The sequence below is a fragment of the Bacillus sp. MBGLi79 genome, from assembly GCF_002953915.1.
The window spans coordinates 3545493-3563768 of sequence record NZ_CP026521.1 but is presented as its reverse complement, the minus strand read 5'-3'; the positions used below and the strand labels follow the sequence as shown (position 1 = coordinate 3563768).

The following is an 18276-nucleotide window of genomic DNA, read 5'->3' as shown; positions in this document are numbered from 1 at the left end:
CGCTCCTTTTGCATGATATAGCTAAATTATAGCTTAAAAAGAACAAAATCACATGATAGATGTAAATAGAATGTGACAACAGAGAAAGCTTTTCCAGCAATTAACGGTTATTATTTTTCATTATAGGGACGATAGTGTACAATTTAACTAAACTATGTATGACGGAGGAACGATAGTGGAGACGTTGCAAACATGGAGCGGCAGATTCAAGCGATTCTTCTTGGACAATAAGTTTGTTTTATTTTTGCTTGTGCTGCTGCTGATTGGTTTAAATATTCTTGTATTTACAAAAACATCATTTATTTTCACCCCGATTATTGTTCTGCTCAAAACAATTTCACTTCCGATTATTTTGACAGGCATTGTTTTTTATCTGTTAAATCCAGTTGTCGATTTCCTGGAGAGAAGAAGAATAAGAAGAATCTATTCTATATTGCTGTTATATCTATTGATTATCGGGCTGATCACGATCACGATCGTGTCCATCATCCCCTTTTTAAAAGAACAAATTATGAGTTTGATTGACAATATCCCGAGATATGTCGACGTCGTAGAAGACCAAACGAAACAGCTGATTGGCAGCAACTTCGTCAATCAGGCCCAGCAAACGATGAACATTAATATATCTGATCTCGCGACAAAGGTTTCGGACCAGGCAGCGACAATCGTAAACAGCACCTTTACCGGTGTTGGGAATTTTATCGGCGCGCTGACTGAGATTATCATTTCGATCGTTACGGTTCCGTTTATTCTTTTCTATTTGCTAAAAGACGGAAAAAAATTACCGGTCTACATACTGAAGTTTGTGCCGACTCGATTGAAAGAACAGACATATACAGTCTTAAGTGAAATGAATCATCGGTTAAGTTCTTATATCAGAGGCCAGATCATTGTCAGCTTCTGTATCGGGTTTTTGCTGTTTATCGGTTATTTGATTATCGGCCTTGATTATGCTTCATTGCTCGCAGTCATTGCGGCTTGTACAAGCATTGTTCCATATTTAGGGCCAACGATTGCCATCACGCCTGCAATTATCATCGCCATAGTGACATCGCCGCTCATGCTGCTTAAGCTGGTGATCGTTTGGACCATTGTTCAGCTGATTGAAGGGAAGCTGATCTCTCCGCAAATTATGGGGAAAAACCTTCACATCCACCCGATCACGATTATATTTCTGCTGTTAACAGCCGGCAAACTGTTTGGTGTTGTTGGAATCATTCTTGCCATTCCGGGCTATGCAGTCGTCAAAGTCATTACAACACATTTATTTGACTGGTTTAAAATGCGGTCACATTTATACGACGAAGAAAAAAATGAAAATATGCCGGGTCATAAAGTGTGATTTTCGTTTATAGTTATATAAGACGGGCTTTCCATTTATGGGAAGCTCCCGTTATGTAAAAAAATAAATGTCTAATGGGGAGAATCAAAATCATGACTCTATGGGAATTGTTTGTAGCCGCCATTTTAGGAATCGTAGAAGGATTAACAGAGTACGCGCCGGTTTCTTCGACAGGACATATGATCATAGTAGACGACATCTGGCTTAAATCAAGTAATCTGATGTCAGAAGAAGCTGCTAATTCATTCAAAGTAGTTATTCAGCTAGGATCCATTTTAGCAGTAGCTATCGTGTTTAAAGACCGAATTTTAAATTTACTCGGCTTGAAAAAAAATATTACAAGCGACCAGAAGCAGGGACATAAATTAAGCATTGCCCAAATTGCTGTCGGGCTCGTTCCAGCTGCTGTTCTCGGCTTTTTGTTTGAAGATTACATTGATGAATATTTATTTTCCGTTAAAACTGTGGCCTTCGGTTTAATCGCCGGGGCAGTCCTGATGCTTTTTGCTGACTGGGTGAATAAGCGGAAAGCAGCGACAGACACCCTCGACCGCATTTCCTATAAACAGGCGATAGCAGTCGGCTTATTCCAATGTCTTGCCCTTTGGCCGGGTTTCTCACGTTCAGGTTCAACCATTTCCGGAGGTGTTATTCTCGGGTTAAACCACCGAGCGGCAGCCGATTTTACGTTTATTATGGCGATGCCGATCATGATGGGAGCAAGTTTTCTGAGCCTTGTGAAACATTGGGACAGCTTAAGCTCGGATTTGATGCCGTTTTTCATCGTCGGCTTTATCTGTGCCTTTGTTGTCGCGTTGTTTGTCGTCCGTTTCTTCTTAAGACTGATTAATAAAATCAAACTCGTCCCATTTGCAATCTATCGAATTATTCTCGGTGTGATTTTACTTTTAATCATGATGTAAGTCGAAAAATAAGGCTCATCCCGAGCCTTATTTTTTCTGTCAATTCAAGAGGAAACAGCTTGTTTTTCAAAAAAAAATCATCTATAATAAACATGACGTTACATACGGGGCCATAGCTCAGCTGGGAGAGCGCTACGCTGGCAGCGTAGAGGTCAGGGGTTCGAGCCCCCTTGGCTCCATACCTGTAAACCCTTATTCGATAAGGGTTTTTTTGTTTGGAGAAAAAGGTTCATTCTCTGAATCCTCCAGTTGAACAGTTCATCTGTCTATCATGAACTTTCCAAGACACCCCTTTGTTCTTCAAAGACCGTCATGTCTTTCAAAGGGGGTGAGTAGACATGAAGAGATACCATTCGTTCGGACGTCGGATTGGACATTTTGTGAATTAAACCTTTAGTTGAAATAAGGCATTCTCCTTCGTGGACAAAGTATGAATTGGAGAGTTCTGCGTGTTCGCCGGTTGAGCGATAGATAGAATTAAGGAGTTTTCCCTTCTAGCACCATTGCACAACCAATAGATTGGCCATGATCGTGGACGGCTGTCTCCTCGTTAGGCGGAATGTGAATAACGATAATCTCCAACTCATTGTTTCGATAGATGGCATTTCGGCCGTAGGCGTACTGGTCTGGCTCCTTAATATACGGTTGACTCAATTGTGCTGCGTTTGGAATTTGTTTTAATGATGTTGCTAAATCTTTAACCGATGGATTTTTCAAGCCGCCAAAAATATCTTGGATACACTCATACAGTTCCATTCGTTTTGCCTCCCGGAAAAAATAAAAATTTCCTAACATTGGTATTTCACAGATTAATTCATGGTATTTACCTATATACAAATTAGAGGCGGCAAACGCCCAGTGAACACAAAAAAATGTGCGGTCAACACGTTGGCTTATCACCAACCTATTCGAGCTTATTAGTTGGAATAGGGGAATGAAAGGATTCAAGCTGCCTGCTTTGATTTTTGATTCACTTGAAGGAACAAGCGAGGAGTTTTAGGCTCTTATACACAATATCGGGGCAAAAACTGTTTATGTTGGAGCTTGAAATTTGCGCCATTGACAAAACACAGTCGGTTTGAAATAATATTTGAATATATGCTCATTTGTCCACATAGTTATAATAAAATAATATCATTTCCCCTGAAAGGGAGAATATTAGAATGAAAGCTAATGGTATGCGAAAATCTATTAGCTTCTTTTGTTTTCAAAAAATGGTGTATTTCGCATGTATTCATATAGGAAGGAATGACAACATGAAGACAAAACACTATTGGGTGATTTCACTGCTCGCTGTTTTAGCGGTCGGGCCGGGATTGATGTCTAACACGGCATTGTCGTCAGTTCAAAGCCTTGTTCAGAAAGCGGTTGGAACAAGTGTCTTCACATCAGTAAATCCAATATTGATCGGAAATATGGCCTTTGCCTTGTTAGTTCCGACAGGACCGCTGCTGAGGAAAAAATTCGGTGCTCGCCCCGTCTACCTTGCTTCATTACCTGTTTTTATACTAGGCTCACTGCTCATCGCATTTTCAAACGATATTGCATGGATGGCGGCAGGACGTTTTTTACAGGGAGCGGCAACAGGTGTCATGCTGATGATTATGATTCCAATGCTTGTACTGTCATTCCCGATTGAACGCAGGAACTATGCCCTGCTTGTGCTGATTGGGGGCTTTTATGGTTCTGTTATGATCGGCACGATCCTGGGAACGATTGCAACAAGCTATGGGCATTGGAGATGGCTGTTTATCACCTTTGGCACATTGTCACTGATCGGTGTCGCGGTGAGCTATTTCTTTCTCCATGACGAACATCACGGAGCGGCGGCTCAAGAACAGCCCCTTGATCGTGCGGGAATTCTTTTATCTGTTCTCCTTGCCGCAGCCTCAGCGGTTTCATTCATTTTTCTGCAAAAATGGGGGCTTTCATCGGGTTATGTATGGACAGGTTTCGGTATGACGTTATGTTTGTTCATTGTTCTATTAATAGTAGAATATAAAGTGAAAAATCCCTTCATTTCAATTAAACTAATGCTTCTGCCAAAACCGGTGCTGGGGTTATTGATCATAGCTGCAGGGACGATAATGGTAGCTGTCAGCCTGTCTGCTTTTCAAGGCTTGCTCCGTCAAATGTATGATATTTCTCAGGAGCAGCTCATTCTTTTAAACTTGACTCTTTTAATCGGAGTGGCGATCGCGGCCATTTTGAGCGCTCTGTTTTATGATAAAGTCGGACCAGGGATGCTCGGTATTATCGGCGGACTTATTCTCGTCTTTGTAAATTTTCAATGGCTGCATATGCAGGATCAATCGTCTCTCTATATGTTCGCAGCACTGTTTATCATGCTGGCAGCGGGAACAGGCCTGACAGTCGCCGCAGGGCTGATGGGAGCTGCCATGGGAGGCCCGCTGCCTGATTTGGTCAAGAGAATGACAGCTGTCCAGTTTTTAAGATTGTTTGTCTATATGGGAGTTCCCATTCTCATCGGTTTTTTCACGAAATTAGATGCGGCCAGACAAAACGGTTCGGTACAGGATTCTATGATGACTGCTTATCATGATCTCTTTTTCATTTCTTTTATCCTCAGCGTTCTGCTCGTCTGCCTGTCATTTTGTATGAATGCTACAGGAATGGGGCACAAGCTTGCACATAAACCACATGACCAAGCAAAAACAGTTCCGGAACCGGCCGTTTCAGGACAGGGATTGTCGAATGCAACTGTCAAATCACATCAAGTAATCAATGATACAGAATATCGGAATGCACTCAGAAATTTGCAAAAGTAGAAACGTGATAAAAACCTTTTCCTTTCACGAAAAGGTTTTTATTATGCAATCTTTTCCCAACTTTATCCCTAAAGAATTGAAAAATATTAGAAGTGCAAGTAAAATTCTAAAAGGTAGATTCTTTTACATTCGTAATCTCTTAATTCGAAGGAAGGTTTTCATGGCCCGTAAAAAATTGAACAAACGTAAACTCTTCATTACACTATTTTTCATTGTATCGATTCCGCTAGCTCTGTTTGTTTTAGCGACAACTTTATCAAAACCGATTGAAACATCTAAAGAAACCGAAGAAGTTGATGAACAGCAAGTATTTATAGACAGCCTGTCCGGGCATGCCCAAATTTTGTATGAAAAATATCATGTCCTCCCCAGCATCACAATCGCTCAGGCCATTCTCGAATCCGACTGGGGGAACAGCGAACTGGCTGCTAAGGCCAACAACCTTTTTGGCGTGAAAGGAAATTATAAAGGCCATCACGTTACGATGGAAACGGACGAAGTTGAAAAAGGGAAAAGAAAAACCATTCGTGCGAAGTTTCGAAAATACAGTACGTTTTTTGAATCGATGGATGATCATGCCCAATTGTTCATCCGCGGCACATCGTGGAATAAAAAGAAGTATAAACCTGTGCTTGAGGCTGGAGATTATAAGGAAGCTGCGACTGCACTGCAAACAGCAGGATATGCTACAGACCCTGACTACGCTCATAAAATCAGCGCTATTGTGGAAAAATACAATTTGGATGAGTACGATAAGGTAAACCCATCCCTCAAATCAGTGGATTTACATGCTTCCATTAAAGATAGTGCCGTCCAAGACGTATGGTCCAAGCCTTCTACTGATGATCGGTCTATAAGGCTTACCTCTGCCCAATCTTACGTCGGCAAAGATATAAAGGTTGTGTCTAAAAAACAGAAAGGCCAGTCTGTATGGTACCAATTCCAAATCAATAATAAACTCATCGGCTGGATTGATGATTCAGCTATTGAAATAAAGGAAGCAACCTAAGTCCTTTTTACTGGTATTTTTAATTCTTTGTTCCATTCAGGGGAATTTGAGGTATAATATTCCACGACAGTTATCACTAATTAACTATGCTTTTGGGAGGGAACAAAGGTGCAGAAATATAGACGCAGAAATACGGTTGCCTTTACCGTATTGGCTTATTTCACTTTTTTTGCGGGAGTATTTTTGTTTAGTATCGGACTCTATAATGCTGATAACCTGGAACTCAATGAAAAAGGTTATTACATCGCTGTTATGATACTCGTAGCTGTTGGCGCGATTCTTACACAAAAAGTGACCCGTGATAACGCAGAGGACAACGAGATCATCGCAGAACAAGAAAAAAGACAAAATCAATCTCATATCGAATCATAAAAAAATCCGGCGATTGCACGCCGGATTTTTTTGATATCACCCTGTAAACACTTCGCCGTCAGGGTATCGAATATTTGATTGCTCTGTTTTTGCGAATGAAAACACGAACGTTAAAGGACCAATTCTTCCGATGAACATGATGACAATGATGATACACTTTCCAGCTGTTGTCAGTTCAGGAGTAAGCCCCATCGATAGACCGACAGTTCCGAAAGCGGAAAAGGTTTCAAACACAATTTGAATAAACGGCGCTTGTTCTGTGATCGTCAGGGCGAATATCCCTAAAAACACGATGAACAAACCGGTGACGCTTACAGCTAAAGCTTTAATGATTATCGGATATTTGATGGAGCGGCGGAAAATCACCGTTTCTTTTTTACCTCTCAAGTAAGCAATAACAGATGTTAAAATCACGATGAACGTAGTCAGCTTAATGCCGCTCGCCGTAGAAGCGCTGCCTGCTCCGATAAACATCAATAATAAAGTAAATACAATCGTTCCTTCTCTCATACTTCCAAAATCAAGGGAGTTGAAGCCTGCGGTTCTCGGCGTCACTGCCTGAAAATAGGAAGCCCATAGTTTATCCCCTATATGCAGGTGGCCAAGCGTGCCAGGGTTGCTGTACTCTAGAATAAAGATCACAAGCATAGCAATCGCATTCAACATCAGCGTTCCTGTAAGCATAAGCTTTGTATGTAAGGAAAAAGCTTTGAAACGCCGATTTTTCATAATGTCAAACAGAACCGTAAATCCGATCCCTCCTGTAATAAATAAGAAAGTAATCACAAGGTTCACTGTAGGGTCCCCAACGTAGCTCATCAAATTATCAGGCCACAGCGAAAACCCGGCATTGTTAAAAGCAGAAATCGCGTGAAACAGACTGGCAAACAAGCCAGATGACCAGCCATACTGAGGCACAAGCCGGATGGATAGGATGAGTGCTGCTATCAATTCAATACTGATCGAGAACAGAAACAGGACTTTGACAAGGCCAATGACGCCGCCGATTGTCGGCTGATTTAAGGCTTCCTGAACCAGCATTCGTTCTTTCAACCCGATTTTTTTCCCTAATATCATGACGATCAAAACAGCAAACGTCATAAATCCAAGCCCACCGATCTGAATCAGCCCCATGATGACAGTTTGCCCGAAAAGTGTAAATTCTGTACCGGTATCGACAACTGCAAGCCCTGTAACGGTTGTAGCGGAAGCTGCAGTAAAAAGGGCATCGATCCATGACAATGGCTTCAGTGTAGAAAACGGAAGCTTTAACAGCACAGCCCCGATGATAATGGTTAGGAAAAAACCAATTGCAAGCACTTGAGGCGGTGTAAACCGAACCCATTTGATCACTTTATCCTTTTGAAGTGTCACCTTTGTCTACATCCCTTCGTTTTCAAAACGTTTAATATCCTTTTTGTGCCCCATGATCACCAGGCAATCCTGCTCGTGAATGATGTCTTCAGGTGCGGGAGAAAGACGGATATCTCCATGATGTTTAATGGCCAGGATCGTGCAGCCGTACTTTGCTCTCACATTCAGGTCAATAATTGATTTTGAATCAAGCTTTCGCGTTGCCAGCAGCTCGACAATACTGTAATCATCAGATAAATCAATGTAATTCAAAACGTTTTCGTCAGAAAGGCTTTGTGCGATCTTGACTCCCATGTCTTTTTCAGGGTGGATAATACGATCCGCGCCGATTTTTTCAAGCACCTTGTGATGATAATAGTTTTGAGCTTTCACCCAAATATTAGGGATATCAAATTCCTTTAATAATAGGGTGGTCAGTGTACTCGCTTGAATATTCGCTCCGATGGCAACAATTACATATTCAAAATTGCGTATTCCTAATGAAAGCAATTCGTTTTCTTCGGTGGCGTTGGCAATTACCGCATGAGTGGCGTAAGAAGCATATGCATTGACCTTTTCTTCGTTGATATCAACTGCAAGGACCTCGTGTCCCATTCTGTGCAGTTCTTTGCAAATGCTGCCGCCAAACCGGCCCAGCCCGATCACGGCAAATTGCTTATTTTTTATTCTTCCCACTGTTCATAACTCCCTTAGTAAAATTAACGTTTTTTAAGCAAAAAAGACCATTTCAAAGAATGGTCGCAATAGACCTCCTCTCTGTATACGCCTACGAGGTTAGCTGTCGGATTAGGGATTCAGAGTACCCCCTCTTACTTAGTAAGATTCACCCCAAGGCTGTTAATAAAACAGCCAATCGTTGGTTCCCCCGTTCGTGTTTGATTAAGCGGTAAAAGAGACTTTATGAAATTGAACACTCAAGAATTTACTCCTGTTTCTAGTGTTTGTCAATTTAAATTTTAAACCAGAAAAAAGATAACGGAAATGAGAGAAAAAAGGGTAGGGGAAAACGCAAAAAAAGACCGGTGTTAACCGGTCTTTTACATTAGTTGCAGCCGCATGGCTGAGTCGGAGGAGTACTGCGCTTAGCCACGTCAATGCTGGCTTCTGCGTAAAATTTATTTCCGATGCTCAATGATTTATTCTCCGCGCGGAAAGTATATGTACCAGCGGCAGGAAGTGTTTTGTTATTCAGTTTTAATTTGAATTCGCCAGCTCCTAACAAATCAAGTGCCAAAGGAATTCTCACTGTTTTCCCATTATTGAGGATCTGTGTTTCACGCAAGGCATTACCGTTCATTGTGTCCTTCGTATTTGCAGTAAATCCGCTTGGTAACGTAAATTCCATCACGCCAAGGCTGAGAAGCGTATTTGGACGGTAAGTCAATTCGATATCTGAGAAAGACCATTCCGTTTTGCTGGCGCCAGTGATTGTTGCGAACAATGAAGCAGTAGACTGTGTTCTCATAGTAGATTCAGTATGAGCTTTAGTTGATGTAGATTCAGCCGCGAAAGAAGCTGTTGGTGCAGAAACGAGTAACCCGAGACTTAGTGCACTAATTGCCAAAGAAGATAATAATTTGCGTTTCATAATAAAATTCCCCCTAAAAATTAATAAATTAAAGGCCTGCCCGCTTTTCACCTCCTCTGAAAGGCCAAATACAAATTTTACCTACATAAAATTACCATCAAATATTTTGGAAGTAAATGGGGTGTTTTTCCCGTATTTTTCAAATTTGTAGTAGTTACACTAAAAAAACGCCTGGTTTCCCAGGCGTTTGCTGTTTTACTTTGTTTCGATCGGTATAAATTTAAAAATTTCTCCGCTCTGCACCGCTTCAGCAAGCCGCTTCAGCCAGTCGTAGTAAGCTTTAGAGCTTTCCAGCTGATCATATAACTGCTGCGCTTCATTTTTGATATCCTCATCGAGATCTTCCTTGCTTAAAACCTTTTGTAAATCAGCCTGTGCTTCTTCGATCGCTGCTACATTCACTTGAACCTCCCGCTCCCATTTAGGGGGAAAGAAATTTGTGAAAAATTTAAAGAAATCTTTTTCAGCTACAAATGTATGCTTGCGGATGCCCCGGTGAAATGTTTTTTTCACTACGTTTAAGTCTTGAAGCTTTTTGACACCTGTGCTCATGCTTGGTTTGCTCATTTGCAACTCCTCGCGCATTTCGTCAAGCGTCATCTCATCCCTCATATACATCGTCCCATATAAAATCCCGACACTGCGGGTAATTCCGTAAAGATCCATCGTTTCAGCAATGGAGTCAATAACAAGATCCCGAGCCTGTTCTATAGCTGCAAATTCTGGATTTTCATCCATACTGACCCTCTTTTCCTTTAGAAAGTTAAATTCGTTAAGTTATTTCTTTATGTTCTTTATCTTAACGAAACATAAGGAAAAGTCAAAAAGAAAAATTGAAAAGGGGCTTTGACAGTTTAAAAACCGTATGTTAGATTAAGGTTGTTAAAAACATTAAATTTTTATTTAACAAACTTTATTTACGTCAAGGAGGCTTATATGAGTCAAACATTTTACATTGACGGAGAATGGATCAGTGCCGAAAAAGGACAGATCCGGAGCATTATCAATCCATTTAATCAAGAAGAAATTGCAACTGTAAGCGAGGGAGGGCGAGAGGACGCCATCAAGGCAATCGCAGCCGCGCGCAGAGCATTTGACAAAGGAGAATGGTCTTCATTATCCGGGCTTGAACGCGGGAAGATTGTTCTGAAAATTGCGGAATTAATCAGACGCGATCTCGAGGAGCTGGCAGAGCTTGAATCTCTTGATACAGGAAAAACACTCGAAGAAAGCAAAGCCGATATGGACGATATCGCCAATGTTTTTCAATATTACGCCGGCTTGGCTGACAAAGATGGCGGAGAAATCATTTCATCTCCGATTCCTGATTCAGAAAGCAAAATCATTAGGGAGCCGATCGGGGTTTGCGGCCAGATCACTCCATGGAATTATCCGCTTCTTCAAGCGAGCTGGAAAATCGCACCTGCACTGGCTGCAGGAAACACAATCGTCATGAAGCCGAGTGAGATTACGCCGCTGACGACAATCAAAGTCTTTAAGCTGATGGAAGAAGCCGGCGTACCAAAAGGTGTCGCGAACCTTGTCCTTGGACCGGGAGCTACAGTGGGCGATGAGCTTGCCGCAAACAAAGACGTCGATTTGATTTCGTTTACAGGCGGAATCGAAACAGGCAAAAAAATCATGCGGGCGGCAAGCGGAAATGTCAAAAAAATCGCCCTTGAGCTTGGCGGGAAAAACCCAAATATCGTTTTCAAGGACGCGGATTTAGAAGTTGCGGTTGATCAGGCATTAAACGCTGTATTTTTCCACGCTGGCCAAGTATGCTCTGCAGGCTCCCGCTTGCTTGTTGAGGACGCCATTCATGATCAATTTTTGGCGGAGCTGGTCAAACGGGCAAAACGCATAAAACTCGGAAACGGTTTTCACGCAGAGACAGAAAGCGGTCCGCTTATTTCGGCGGAGCACAGGGCAAAGGTAGAAAAATATGTAGAAATCGGAATAGAAGAAGGCGCGAAGCTGGAGACAGGAGGCAAACGCCCGGAAGACCCAGCGCTTCAAAATGGCTTTTTCTATGAACCTACTATTTTTTCAAACTGTAAATCTGACATGAGAATCGTTCAGGAAGAGGTTTTCGGTCCTGTTTTGACAGTCGAAACCTTTAGCTCTGAAGAAGAGGTAATTGAGCTTGCGAATGATACCATCTACGGCTTGGCCGGAGCGGTATGGTCAAAAGATATTGAAAAATGTGAACGGGTAGCAGCCCGTTTGAGAATGGGAACCGTTTGGATCAACGATTTTCATCCGTACTTTGCACAGGCGCCATGGGGCGGCTATAAGCAATCCGGGTTCGGACGCGAGCTTGGAAAAATAGGCCTTGAAGAATACACAGAAGTCAAGCACGTATATCGCAATACAAAACCAGCAGCGGTTAATTGGTTCAATTCATAAGAGGGGGAGATTGATGATGACATTAAATATGAAGGTAGAAAGTATGCAGAAATTCCACACATTTGAAATTCCGACTGTCATTAAGCACGGAATCGGAGCCATCAAGCATACGGGGGAGGAAGTAGCGGCACTAGGCGTTTCAAAAGCGCTCCTTGTCACAGACCCAGGGATTTATAAAGCGGGCGTAGCTGATCCTGTTATCGAATCACTTAAAGAAGCAGGCATTGAAGTGGTGCTCTTTAATAAAGTGGAGCCAAACCCGCCTGTCCGTCTGGTGAATGAAGGATCTGAGCTTTACAAAAAAGAGAACTGTAATGGCTTGGTGGCAGTTGGAGGCGGAAGCTCCATGGATACAGCAAAAGCAATCGGAGTAGAAGCAACTCACGAAGGAAGCGTGCTTGATTATGAAGCAGCAGATGGGAAAAAACCGCTGGAAAACCGCATTCCTCCACTGACGACAATTCCCACTACGGCTGGAACAGGATCAGAAGTAACGCAATGGGCGGTGATCACAGATGAAGAAAGAGAATTCAAATTCAACACGGGCGGTCCGCTGATTGCAGCGCACTTGACCATCATTGATCCTGAGCTTCATGTTTCAATGCCTCCGCATGTAACAGCCATGACGGGAATTGATGCGCTTGCTCATGCCATTGAGTGCTATACAATGAAGTTTGCGCAGCCAATTACGGATGCAGTTGCCTTAATGGCAATTGAATATGCCGCTCATTACATTAAAAGGGCATTTGCTGACGGAGAGGATCTGGAAGCAAGATACGGAATGGCGCAGGCTGCAATGCTTGCCGGTCTTTCTTACGGCAGTGAATCAGCTGGCGCGGCTCACGCGATGAGCCAAACGCTTGGCGGGATTATCCCAGTCGCTCACGGCCAATGCGTGGCGGCGATGATGGGTCCTGTCATGGAATACAACTGGAAGGGCTATCCTGAGAAGTTTGCACGGATTGCGAAAGCCTTCGGTATCGATACAAGCAAGATGACAACAGAAGAAGCTGCGAAAGCATCTGTCAATTGGATGTATGATCTGGTCAAAGAATTAGAAGTGCCGACTTTAGAAGAGCAGGGAGTGTCACCTGACATGATCGAACGCTTGTCTAAAGAAGCAATGAAAGACCCGCAAACCTTCGGAAATCCTAGAGATTTAAATGAAAAAGCATACAACTGGATCTACAAGCGCTGCTTTAACCTTACGCCTAAAACGGTATAATCAAAATCCCGCTCCTTTACAGAGCGGGATTTTTTGGGATAATGAAGCATAGGTGGAAATTTTATATGAGAAGGAAGGTGCCAGCTGATGTGGAAGCGTATGACCGCAAAAGCGGAAGGCTTATATATCGCAGATACAGAAAGCTTCGTAACAAAGCAAATGGACAAGCTTGATTTTGATTATGGCGGCATCCCTGGAGACTTGCATTTTGGCCTGACCAAAAAAGCGGGAGCCAGAGAACCAATGTTTTCAAGAGGGACTGAAATTTTCAACCGAAGACAAATTTCAATTGTTTCTATAGAGGAATGCAACGAAATCGCTTTAAAAATGGGAGTGCCGAGGATTTTGCCGGAATGGCTCGGGGCGAATGTGGCAGTTAGCGGTATGCCAGATCTTACTACATTAAAAGAAGGAAGCCGGATTATTTTTCCGAGCGGAGCCGCTCTGCTGTGCGAGGGCGAAAATGATCCGTGCATTCAGCCGGGAGAAGTCATTCAGTCTTATTATCCGGAGCAACCGAAGCTGGCGCCGGCTTTTGTCCGTCACGCACTGGGCATAAGAGGGATTGTGTGCATTGTTGAAAGACCCGGAGCTGTTTACGCAGGTGATGAAATAGAAGTTCATTCCTATCAGCGAAAAGTTAAACGAAAAGCAGAAAGGGTCTGATCAAATCAGGCCCTTTCTATCTTTTCTTTAATTTCTTTCATTTGGCTGAGGTGCCGTTTTTCATGATGGCCGATAAAATCGATCCACTGTCTGACAGTCAGCTCTTGAAACACAGGATGCGGAAGCACTCTTTCAAAATCTTCTTCTTTCAGAGAGGCGATCGTGGCTGTCAGCTGCTCTCTTACCACATCAAGCTCGCGTTTCATTTGGCTGCCTGAAATAAAATCATGCGCAGGCTCAAGATGACTCGGAGCTTTCCGTTTATTATTTCTGTTCTGTGCCACCTCAAGCGGTTTTTCTTCAATTTCTTTGATCGGAGCGTCCTTTACACGTTCCTTCAGCATTTTTTGTGCTGTTATATCGATTTTTTTCAAATGGTCAAGAACTTCCCGTATACTCCATTCATCAGTAGAAGGCTTTTGGTTCAGCTTTTCGTCAGAAAGTCCTTTCAATTCGTTCCACGTTTCTAATCTGGCTTCATTAAAGATACTCATCATATCTCCTCCTAAAATGACATTACCATATATATAAGCAATTATCATTTATAAAGCACTTCAAAATGGGTTATTTGTCTTAAAATTTTGAAACCTTTCCTGCGTTGTCTCGTATAAATGGTAACGGCAGCCGTTCATCAATGCATTGATGAAGAAAGGATGAGGGAATTGGAGTTATTTGGTGTACCTATACAAACGATTTATCTTTATACGCTTATGATTGCCGGCAGTCTTACGCTGTTATTTCTGTTTTTCGGAGATGTATTTGCAGGACTGTCGGAAGGTATTCCGTTTCTAAATCCGACATTAGTGCTCTCATTTTTCACATGTTTTTCAGCAGGAGGATATATAGGCGAGCTCGTATTGCCGCTGTCAAGCTTGCTGATTGCGCTTTTATCTTGCATCCTTTCAATCATGCTGGTGATATTGCTTCATATCTTTGTGCTGGTTCCATTATCATCCGCGGAAGAATCATTGGCATATAGAGAAGATGATCTAAAAGGGAGAGTCGGTAAAGTCATTACAGCTGTTCCAGTTGACGGGTTTGGCGAAGTGGTCATTGAAGGAATAGGCGGCACCATTTCAAAGTCAGCGGTCAGTTTTGATAATCAGCAGATCAGTTACGGGACAACAGTGTTGGTCGTAGATATTAGCAGTGGAGTTCTTTCTGTTACTCCGCATGAATCCATTTAAAACACAAGGAGGAATTTGATATGACAATGCCGATTATAATGATCATCGGAGTTGTATTCTTTTTATTAATTGCACTAATAGCTGTGTTTATTACAAAGTATCGTACAGCAGGGCCTGATGAAGCGTTAATCGTAACGGGGAGTTATCTGGGCAATAAAAATGTTCATGTCGACGAAGGCGGCAACCGTCTCAAAATCGTCCGCGGCGGAGGAACCTTTGTCTTTCCCGTCTTCCAGCAGGCAGAGCCGCTAAGCTTACTATCAAGCAAACTTGATGTTTCGACACCTGAAGTCTATACAGAGCAAGGAGTGCCTGTAATGGCCGATGGAACTGCGATTATTAAAATCGGCGGTTCTATAGGCGAAATAGCTACAGCAGCTGAACAATTTTTAGGGAAATCAAAAGACGATCGTGAGCAGGAAGCGCGAGAGGTTTTAGAAGGCCACCTTCGTTCCATTCTCGGCTCAATGACAGTAGAAGAAATCTATAAAAACAGAGAAAAATTCTCTCAAGAGGTGCAGCGTGTCGCTTCACAGGATCTCGCGAAAATGGGGCTTGTAATCGTCTCGTTTACCATTAAAGATGTACGTGATAAAAACGGTTATCTTGAATCATTAGGGAAACCGAGAATTGCCCAAGTAAAACGCGATGCTGATATCGCAACAGCAGAGGCTGATAAAGAAACCCGGATTAAGCGGGCAGAAGCCGATAAAGATGCAAAGAAATCTGAACTTGAACGGGCGACGGAAATCGCTGAAGCTGAAAAAATCAATCAGCTCAAAATGGCTGAATTCCGCAGAGACCAAGATACGGCAAAAGCGAATGCTGACCAAGCATATGATTTAGAGACAGCCAGAGCGCGCCAGCAAGTCACAGAACAGGAAATGCAGGTTAAAATTATCGAACGCCAAAAGCAAATAGAACTAGAAGAAAAAGAAATTCTTCGCCGTGAACGTCAATACGACTCAGAGGTGAAGAAAAAAGCCGATGCAGACCGTTATTCTGTTGAGCAGTCCGCAGCAGCTGAGAAAGCCAAACAGCTAGCGGAAGCCGATGCCAAGAAGTACAGTATAGAAGCAATGGCAAAGGCTGAGGCGGAAAAAGTAAGAATTGACGGGCTAGCCAAAGCAGAAGCTGAAAAGGCAAAAGGAGAAACAGAGGCTGAGGTTATCCGCCTGAAAGGTCTTGCGGAAGCGGAAGCAAAAGAGAAAATTGCGGCTGCCTTTGAACAGTACGGGCAGGCGGCGATTTTCGATATGATCGTCAAAATGCTTCCGGAATACGCGAAACAAGCAGCGGCTCCTCTTTCAAATATTGATAAAATCACCGTTGTAGATACAGGAGGAAGCGGTGAATCAAGCGGCGCAAACAAAGTAACCAGCTATGCGACGAACCTAATGTCAAGTCTGCAAGAAAGTTTAAAAGCATCCTCAGGAATTGACGTAAAAGAAATGATTGAGAACTTTTCAGGAAAAGGAAACGTAAAACAAAGCATTAATGAATTAACAAATGAAATCAAAGAAGCCAAAACGGTCCAAAAATCAGAGTAAGGAAAGGACATAACCGGATGGTAACTGTACGTGAAGCGAGGTTAGATGATATAAAGGACATTGCAAAGGTGCATGTAGACAGTTGGAGGACAACATACCACGAAATTATCCCGGCTGATTATTTAAACAGCCTGAACTATAAGGAATTTGAAGACAAATGGAAAAGCCGCTCGTTAAAGGGAGTATTTGTTGCCCAGGATGAAAAGGGTTCAGTATTCGGCTTTGCTTCATTTGGACCTATTCGCTCTGAACAAGAAGGCTATGACGGCGAGCTATATGCTATTTACCTTCTGGAAGAGCACCAGCGGCAAGGTGCAGGGAGGGCGCTCTTAACAAAAGGAGCAGAGTTTTTGCTTCAACATGGCTTTTCGAGCATGTTTGTTTGGGTCATTGAGCAGAACCCCTCGATTATATTTTATCAGTCCTATTCTCCTGAAAGAGTATCGGAGGACAGCTTTGAAATTGCCGGAGTAAGGCTGAAAGAAGCGGGCCTTGGCTGGCCGGATCTTTCTGCTTTAAAAACACTCCTTAACAGATAACAAAAATCCCCCAGCGGAATTCGCTGGGGGATTGTCACTTTTAAGCTTTGTCAGCTTTGAGTAAACGTGGTGCTGTCATAAATAATAAACATAGGACAATGGCGCAAATAATGAATGAAGGAACCATATAAGTCGCATTATAAGTTAAAGAATAAATCCATACCGGCGTTCCTTTTGGAGCGAAGCTGCCGAAAAACACAGCTCCTGAAATGACATGCGCGGCATAGCGCAGGAAACTGCCGATAAAAACTGCACTGACCACTGAAACAATCAATTTCCCTTTTGTTTTTGCTACAGCGGCTTTACGGACAGAAGAAGCGAAACAGCCGCTTATGCCGATTGCTGCGAACGCGACAATGTAATCCAATAATAGCTGTACAGGATGTTGTGCAAACAGGTTTCCGATCGCTATTTGTACGAGGCCTGTCAACAAACCGGTAGTAAGGCCCGCTTTGACACCCCAGCGAAACGAAATCAAAAAGATCGGAATCATCATGATGGAGACCGAGCCTCCTTGAGGCATGCTAAGAAACATTCCTGAGACAATGTCTAAAATAACGGCTGCTGCTGTCATAATGGCAATTTCAATAAGGCGAACCAGTTGCTTAGATTGATCCATAAATATCTCCTTCCATTGACAGACAACCAAAAGGACAACAAAAAAGCAGCACGCGGAAGGATGAGAAAAGTTCCACGCACTGCTTTACGATCTGCAATTCATTTGACTTTGCCACATCCCTACGCCAGCGTTAACTAACAGGTTCAAAGGGTCAGAACGAAACCGCTCACTCTCAGCTTTAATGCTCCCCTTGTGGTCATCAGTATTTAGTTCGTTTCTACTATACAAGAAAACGAAAAAAACAACAAGATCGCATGACTGATATATATGTTCTTTTAAGAAAATTATATGATACACACGCTTTAGAAATCATGGCGAGGATTATAGTTTATTTGTTTTATAGATTTTTTTTAAAAAACTATTGCAATAAATAAACACAGGTGTTATATTATTAAACGTCGCTGATGCACAGCGGACACAAACAAAAAACTTCAACAATAACGCAAAAAAGTTGTTGACAAAAAAGAAGCTGAATGTTATATTAGTAAAGCTGCTTCATTAAGAAGTGACGAAATGATCTTTGAAAACTAAACAAGACAAAACGTACCTGTTAATTCATTTTTATAAATCGCACAGCGATGTGCGTAGTCAGTCAAACTACTTTATCGGAGAGTTTGATCCTGGCTCAGGACGAACGCTGGCGGCGTGCCTAATACATGCAAGTCGAGCGGACAGATGGGAGCT

At 42.5% G+C, this 18276-nt stretch carries 17 protein-coding genes, 1 tRNA gene, 1 pseudogene and 2 riboswitches; of the genes and pseudogenes, 12 read left to right on the top strand and 7 right to left on the bottom strand.

The genetic code is table 11. The annotated features are described in order from the left end of the window. Positions 1-175 precede the first annotated feature (175 nt). The 3 genes from C1T29_RS18210 to C1T29_RS18200 all read left to right on the top strand — a co-directional run bounded on the left by C1T29_RS18210 (position 176) and on the right by C1T29_RS18200 (position 2444). Positions 176-1342 (top strand): AI-2E family transporter, encoded by a 1167-nt coding sequence (locus C1T29_RS18210; protein WP_095431781.1) that lies wholly within the window; start codon positions 176-178, stop codon positions 1340-1342. 92 nt (positions 1343-1434) lie between these two features. Then, the gene (locus C1T29_RS18205; RefSeq protein WP_095431780.1) at positions 1435-2265 is read left to right on the top strand and encodes an undecaprenyl-diphosphate phosphatase; all 831 of its coding nucleotides are present in this window, start codon (positions 1435-1437) and stop codon (positions 2263-2265) included. A gap of 106 nt (positions 2266-2371) precedes the next feature. Continuing rightward, positions 2372-2444: transfer RNA gene (locus C1T29_RS18200), tRNA-Ala, on the top strand. Positions 2445-2534: 90 nt separating this feature from the next. Here the strand turns inward: C1T29_RS18200 and cdoA are convergent. Beyond that, positions 2535-3021, bottom strand: a pseudogene (cdoA, locus tag C1T29_RS18195) (cysteine dioxygenase). A 500-nt stretch (positions 3022-3521) separates the two neighbouring features. Here cdoA and C1T29_RS18190 point away from each other — a divergent pair. The 3 genes from C1T29_RS18190 (at position 3522) to C1T29_RS18180 (ending at position 6435) form a co-directional block, all read left to right on the top strand. Beyond that, positions 3522-5054, top strand: coding sequence for an MFS transporter (locus C1T29_RS18190; protein WP_103750137.1), 1533 nt, complete (start codon positions 3522-3524; stop codon positions 5052-5054). A 160-nt stretch (positions 5055-5214) separates the two neighbouring features. Further along, positions 5215-6063 (top strand): exo-glucosaminidase LytG, encoded by an 849-nt coding sequence (gene lytG / locus C1T29_RS18185; protein WP_103750136.1) that lies wholly within the window; start codon positions 5215-5217, stop codon positions 6061-6063. Positions 6064-6171: 108 nt separating this feature from the next. After that, positions 6172-6435 (top strand): YiaA/YiaB family inner membrane protein, encoded by a 264-nt coding sequence (locus C1T29_RS18180; RefSeq protein ID WP_003222348.1) that lies wholly within the window; start codon positions 6172-6174, stop codon positions 6433-6435. 36 nt (positions 6436-6471) lie between these two features. Here the strand turns inward: C1T29_RS18180 and ktrB are convergent, their stop codons facing one another. The 4 genes from ktrB to gbsR form a co-directional block, all read right to left on the bottom strand. Beyond that, a complete protein-coding gene (gene ktrB / locus C1T29_RS18175; protein ID WP_095431776.1) occupies positions 6472-7809 on the bottom strand; it encodes a Ktr system potassium transporter KtrB in 1338 nt (445 codons plus the stop codon). Between the two features lie 6 nt (positions 7810-7815). Then, the gene (gene ktrA, locus C1T29_RS18170; RefSeq protein WP_014665134.1) at positions 7816-8484 is read right to left on the bottom strand and encodes a potassium uptake protein KtrA; all 669 of its coding nucleotides are present in this window, start codon (positions 8482-8484) and stop codon (positions 7816-7818) included. A gap of 72 nt (positions 8485-8556) precedes the next feature. Further along, a riboswitch (cyclic di-AMP (ydaO/yuaA leader) is annotated at positions 8557-8705 on the bottom strand. A gap of 146 nt (positions 8706-8851) precedes the next feature. Beyond that, the gene (gene bslA, locus C1T29_RS18165; RefSeq protein WP_014665133.1) at positions 8852-9397 is read right to left on the bottom strand and encodes a biofilm surface layer hydrophobin BslA; all 546 of its coding nucleotides are present in this window, start codon (positions 9395-9397) and stop codon (positions 8852-8854) included. 195 nt (positions 9398-9592) lie between these two features. Further along, positions 9593-10135 (bottom strand): transcriptional regulator GbsR, encoded by a 543-nt coding sequence (gene gbsR / locus C1T29_RS18160; protein ID WP_095431775.1) that lies wholly within the window; start codon positions 10133-10135, stop codon positions 9593-9595. Positions 10136-10333: 198 nt separating this feature from the next. Between gbsR and betB the strand changes: the two genes are divergently transcribed. The 3 genes from betB (at position 10334) to C1T29_RS18145 (ending at position 13697) form a co-directional block, all read left to right on the top strand. Beyond that, positions 10334-11806: a betaine-aldehyde dehydrogenase gene (gene betB, locus C1T29_RS18155; protein ID WP_069840211.1), complete on the top strand. Its 1473-nt coding sequence runs from the start codon at positions 10334-10336 to the stop codon at positions 11804-11806. A 16-nt stretch (positions 11807-11822) separates the two neighbouring features. Continuing rightward, positions 11823-13031 carry a choline dehydrogenase gene (gbsB, locus tag C1T29_RS18150; RefSeq protein WP_040082527.1) on the top strand — a complete coding sequence of 403 codons (1209 nt, stop codon included), beginning with the start codon at positions 11823-11825 and terminating at the stop codon, positions 13029-13031. 87 nt (positions 13032-13118) lie between these two features. Further along, the gene (locus tag C1T29_RS18145; RefSeq protein ID WP_095431774.1) at positions 13119-13697 is read left to right on the top strand and encodes an MOSC domain-containing protein; all 579 of its coding nucleotides are present in this window, start codon (positions 13119-13121) and stop codon (positions 13695-13697) included. Between the two features lie 5 nt (positions 13698-13702). Here the strand turns inward: C1T29_RS18145 and C1T29_RS18140 are convergent, their stop codons facing one another. Then, a complete protein-coding gene (locus C1T29_RS18140; protein WP_095431773.1) occupies positions 13703-14191 on the bottom strand; it encodes a DinB family protein in 489 nt (162 codons plus the stop codon). A gap of 168 nt (positions 14192-14359) precedes the next feature. On the opposite strand from C1T29_RS18140, the gene C1T29_RS18135 reads away from it, so the two are divergent. Genes C1T29_RS18135 through C1T29_RS18125 form a run of 3 tightly spaced genes read left to right on the top strand, consistent with a single transcriptional unit; the run spans position 14360 to position 16973 of the window. Beyond that, on the top strand, positions 14360-14884 hold the full coding sequence (locus C1T29_RS18135) for an NfeD family protein (protein WP_095431772.1): 525 nt from the start codon (positions 14360-14362) through the stop codon (positions 14882-14884). Between the two features lie 20 nt (positions 14885-14904). Next, the gene (gene floT / locus C1T29_RS18130) at positions 14905-16434 is read left to right on the top strand and encodes a flotillin lipid rafts scaffold protein FloT (RefSeq protein WP_095431771.1); all 1530 of its coding nucleotides are present in this window, start codon (positions 14905-14907) and stop codon (positions 16432-16434) included. A gap of 17 nt (positions 16435-16451) precedes the next feature. After that, positions 16452-16973: a GNAT family N-acetyltransferase gene (locus C1T29_RS18125; protein ID WP_071582515.1), complete on the top strand. Its 522-nt coding sequence runs from the start codon at positions 16452-16454 to the stop codon at positions 16971-16973. A 40-nt stretch (positions 16974-17013) separates the two neighbouring features. Here C1T29_RS18125 and thiT read toward each other — a convergent pair whose 3' ends face one another. Further along, entirely contained in the window at positions 17014-17592 is a 579-nt protein-coding gene (gene thiT, locus C1T29_RS18120; RefSeq protein WP_014665124.1) for an energy-coupled thiamine transporter ThiT, read from the bottom strand. Between the two features lie 99 nt (positions 17593-17691). Next, positions 17692-17793, bottom strand: a riboswitch (TPP riboswitch). Between the last annotated feature and the right edge of the window lie 483 nt (positions 17794-18276).

Excerpts from the sequence above, each read along its gene's own strand:
- bslA (WP_014665133.1), bottom strand. The coding sequence starts at position 9,397 with ATGAAACGCAAATTATTATCTTCTTTGGCAATTAGTGCACTAAGTCTC.
- C1T29_RS18125 (WP_071582515.1), top strand. The coding sequence starts at position 16,452 with ATGGTAACTGTACGTGAAGCGAGGTTAGATGATATAAAGGACATTGCA.
- C1T29_RS18140 (WP_095431773.1), bottom strand. The coding sequence starts at position 14,191 with ATGAGTATCTTTAATGAAGCCAGATTAGAAACGTGGAACGAATTGAAA.
- C1T29_RS18205 (WP_095431780.1), top strand. The coding sequence starts at position 1,435 with ATGACTCTATGGGAATTGTTTGTAGCCGCCATTTTAGGAATCGTAGAA.
- C1T29_RS18190 (WP_103750137.1), top strand. The coding sequence starts at position 3,522 with ATGAAGACAAAACACTATTGGGTGATTTCACTGCTCGCTGTTTTAGCG.
- C1T29_RS18145 (WP_095431774.1), top strand. The coding sequence starts at position 13,119 with ATGTGGAAGCGTATGACCGCAAAAGCGGAAGGCTTATATATCGCAGAT.
- gbsB (WP_040082527.1), top strand. The coding sequence starts at position 11,823 with ATGACATTAAATATGAAGGTAGAAAGTATGCAGAAATTCCACACATTT.
- lytG (WP_103750136.1), top strand. The coding sequence starts at position 5,215 with ATGGCCCGTAAAAAATTGAACAAACGTAAACTCTTCATTACACTATTT.
- betB (WP_069840211.1), top strand. The coding sequence starts at position 10,334 with ATGAGTCAAACATTTTACATTGACGGAGAATGGATCAGTGCCGAAAAA.
- floT (WP_095431771.1), top strand. The coding sequence starts at position 14,905 with ATGACAATGCCGATTATAATGATCATCGGAGTTGTATTCTTTTTATTA.
- gbsR (WP_095431775.1), bottom strand. The coding sequence starts at position 10,135 with ATGGATGAAAATCCAGAATTTGCAGCTATAGAACAGGCTCGGGATCTT.
- thiT (WP_014665124.1), bottom strand. The coding sequence starts at position 17,592 with ATGGATCAATCTAAGCAACTGGTTCGCCTTATTGAAATTGCCATTATG.